Here is a 3486-nt window from a genome sequence, read left to right on the forward strand (position 1 = left end):
GTTCATGGCCTGGCAGTACTCCCAGGCCTCATCGAGCCGGCCGCTCTCGGCCAGGGCACCAATCAGGGCGCGGAGGGCGCCGATGATCATGGTGGAGCCTTTGGGCAGCTGTGCGCAGAGCCGCACCGCTTCCTGCGCATGCTCGACGGCGGCGGTCAGCTGCCCCTGGCCCTGCGAGGCTGCGGCGAGCATCTGCTGGGCCCGGACGCCGAGCCCGGCAGACTCCGCGGCCATCGGGTGCTCCAGGAGATTCTGGACCACGTCCTTGCACTCCTGCCAGAGGCCCTGCTTGATCAGGCACTCGGCCTGCATATAGGTCATGTTCCACCACGCGCTGGTGTTCTTGGCCTCCAGGGCGATCCTGGCGGCGGCGGCGGCGTGGGTGGCGGCCACGGGGTAGTCCCGGAGGTCCCAGGCCTGCCGGGCATACAATCCCGCGAGCACGTATTCGGCGTCGCTGACGGACACCGGCTGGCTCCAGGCCTCGAGCGCCTTGGGGGCCAGTTCAAGCCGGCGGGCAAGCTCCTCGATGACATCGGCGGTCGGCTCGCGGCGTCCGGTTTCCAGCAGAGAAATGTAGCTGGGGGAGTACAGGTCACGGCCCAACTCCGCCTGCGTCAGGCCCCGTTCGAGCCGTTCCGCGCGGAGCTTCTCCCCAAATCCGTTCCCCACGGATACCTCCTAATTCCGGACATTCTTTGTACTAAATGCTTGACAGTCTCTGTAGAAACCATTTTACAATGTGTGTCAACAAGGGTAGTGCTGACTTGGTTAAGGAACCCCAACCCATATTGAGGAAACTTATGTTGAAGAAGATTGCAGCCGGCGCCGTTTTGGCGGGCGCACTGGCATTCTCCGCCGCGGCCCCGGCCGTGCCGTCCGCTGCTTCACTTACCGATGTCTCAGACGTTGCCGCCGTCGGCAACTGGCCCGATCCCATGCGCACCGCCCAGGCGGTGGGCAACTGGCCCGACCCCATGACCCACTCGCTGAACGTCGGCAACTGGCCCGACCCGATGTAACAAGCCCGATGTAACAAGCCCGACACGGCAGGCCCGGCGCAGCAACGGCCGGCTGCCTGCGGCACGGATATCCGGCGCAGCCCCGGGAGATTTCCTCCCGGGGCTGCGTTGTGTCCGGGGGGCAGGGGCCGGGCCCTGGCCGGGACGATCGCCGGTGCCGGTGTCATGAAATCGTGCCGGCCCTACCACCGGACATGCAAAAGAGGACCCTCCGTGTGGAGGGCCCTCTTTGTGTTTGGTCGGGATGACAGGATTTGAACCTGCGACCTCGTCGTCCCGAACGACGCGCGCTACCAAGCTGCGCCACATCCCGATCCGTTGCTTCAAAAGCAACTTCACAAGAGTATCCGATCATGGCCCCGGATGTGAAATCGGGCGCCGGCCGGGACGTGTCCCGCCGTCGTCCCGGCCCGGACGCCGACCGGTCCCGGCAGGCGCTGTTCAGACCAGCGAGTCTTTCCAGGCGCCGTGGAGCCGGGCGAAGGCGCCGCCGTCGCCGATCAGCTGCTCCGGGGTGCCGTCCTCCACGACCCGTCCGTCGTGCACCACCAGCACCCGGTCCGCCGTCTCCACGGTGGAGAGCCGGTGGGCAATGATCAGCGCTGTCCGCCCGGCGCCGGGGGCCGAGTCCGGGCCGGGGGCCGAGTCTGCAACGGGCTGTCCGCCGCCCGCCTGTCCACCGGACGGCCGCTGGCCGGCCTCCCGGGTGCCGGCCTCCCGTGTCCCGCGCAGGAGCCCCGCGAGGCCCTGCTGGACCATGCGCTCCGACGGGATGTCCAGCGAGGACGTTGCCTCGTCCAGGATCAGCACGGCCGGGCGGGCCAGGAACGCGCGGGCGAAGCTGATCAGCTGGCGCTGCCCGGCGGAGACGCGGCCGCCGCGCTTGTTGACGTCGGTGTCGTAGCCGTCCGGCAGTTCCATGATGAAGGCGTGCGCCCCCACCGCCCGGGCCGCGTCCTCGATCTCCGCACGCGAGGCTTCGGGCCGGCCCAGGGCGATGTTGTCCGCCACGGAGCCGCTGAACAGGAAGGCCTCCTGGGTGACCATGACGACGTTCCGGCGCAGGTCCTCGGTGCTGAGCTGGCGCAGGTCCACGCCGTCGAGGGTCAGGGACCCGGCGGAGACGTCGTAGAAGCGGGCAATCAGCTTCGCGAGCGTGGATTTGCCGGCGCCGGTCTGCCCGACGAGCGCGACCGTCTGCCCGGCGGGGATGTGCAGGTCCAGCCTCGGGATGACCACCGGGCCGTCGCCGTAGCGGAATTCGACGCCGTTGAAGTCGATGCTGCCCCGCGCGTCGTGCAGGGCCGCGGGTGTTTTCGGCGGCCGCACGGTGGGGACCTCCTCGAGCAGGCCCGAGACCTTTTCCAGGGCCGCCTGGGCGCTTTGGAAGGAGTTGTAGAACATGGCCATCTGGTCCACCGGCTGGAAGAAGCGCTTGGCGGACAGGATCAGGGCCAGGAGCACGCCGACCTCCAGGTCGCCGCTGAGGACCCGGAAGCCGCCGGTGAGCAGCACGAGGGCCACGCACACGTTCCCGATCAGTACCAGCCCCGGCTGGAAGATGCCGTTGAGGTTGATGGAGCGGACGGTCGCGCGGCGGTAGTCCTCCGACAGTTCGGAGTAGCCCGCGGCATTCTCGCGTTCCTTCCGGAAGGCCTTCACGGCGCGGATCCCGGTCATGGTCTCCACGAAGTGCACGATCAGCCGGGCCGAGACCACCCGGGATTCGCGGAAGGCGATCTGGGAGTGCTTCTGGTACCAGCGGGCCAGGAAATACATCGGCACGCCGGCGGCCAGCACCAGCACGCCGCTGCGCCAGTCCAGGGCGAACACCGTCACGGCGGTAAACGCCATGAACAGCATTCCCGAGGCCAGCGAGCTCACGCCGGAATCCAGGAGTTCGCGCAGGGCCTCCAGGTCCGAGGTCTGCCGGGCGATGATGCGCCCCGAGGTGTATTTCTCGTGGAATTCCAGGCTCAGCCGCTGCGTGTGGCGGAAGACCCGGACGCGGAGGTCCAGCAGCATCGCCTGGCTGAGCCGCGCCGTCGAGGTCACGTACAGGGCGGTCAGGCCGGCCGCCACGACGGCCGCGGCAAGGTAGGCGGCGCCGGTCAGCACCAGGGGAAGGTTGTCGCCGGCGCGCACGGCGGGCAGGGCGTGGTCGATGCCGAAGGCGATCAGGGCCGGCCCGGCCACGCGGGCGGCCTGGGACAGCACGACGGCGCCGATCGTCAGCCAGAACCGGGCCCGGACGGGGCGGATCAGGGAGCCCAGGAGGGTCAGGGAGCGCCGCCGGACGGCCTTGCTTTCGTTCCTGCTGAGGTGCGCGTTGTCCTCATTGGCGGTGCCGAACGTTGCGCTGCTCATCGGGAAATCTCCTCGGACTGGTCCTCGAGGGCGGACAATTCTGAATCCAGGTCCCGCGGTTCCGGGTCCAGGCTGGCGATCACGTAGCGGTAATGGC

3 protein-coding genes and 1 tRNA gene are annotated in these 3486 nt (G+C 68.6%); 1 reads left to right on the forward strand and 3 read right to left on the reverse strand.

Annotation, left to right across the window (positions count from 1 at the left end; genetic code table 11):
* A partial coding sequence (locus LQV45_RS21355) for a helix-turn-helix domain-containing protein (RefSeq protein ID WP_230008724.1) occupies positions 1 to 672 on the reverse strand: 672 nt, incomplete at its 3' end.
* Between the two features lie 131 nt (positions 673 to 803).
* On the opposite strand from LQV45_RS21355, the gene LQV45_RS21360 reads away from it, so the two are divergent.
* Entirely contained in the window at positions 804 to 1022 is a 219-nt protein-coding gene (locus tag LQV45_RS21360) for a hypothetical protein (protein WP_230008725.1), read from the forward strand.
* A 236-nt stretch (positions 1023 to 1258) separates the two neighbouring features.
* Here the strand turns inward: LQV45_RS21360 and LQV45_RS21365 are convergent.
* A tRNA-Pro gene (locus LQV45_RS21365) sits at positions 1259 to 1335 on the reverse strand.
* Between the two features lie 128 nt (positions 1336 to 1463).
* A complete protein-coding gene (locus LQV45_RS21370) occupies positions 1464 to 3389 on the reverse strand; it encodes an ABC transporter ATP-binding protein (protein ID WP_230008726.1) in 1926 nt (641 codons plus the stop codon).
* Between the last annotated feature and the right edge of the window lie 97 nt (positions 3390 to 3486).

The sequence above is a fragment of the Microbacterium sp. Bi128 genome (assembly GCF_918698205.1).

Bases quoted from the DNA above. Each gene is read 5' to 3' on its own strand.
- LQV45_RS21360 (WP_230008725.1), top strand. From the start codon at position 804: ATGTTGAAGAAGATTGCAGCCGGCGCCGTTTTGGCGGGCGCACTGGCA.
- LQV45_RS21370 (WP_230008726.1), bottom strand. From the start codon at position 3,389: ATGAGCAGCGCAACGTTCGGCACCGCCAATGAGGACAACGCGCACCTC.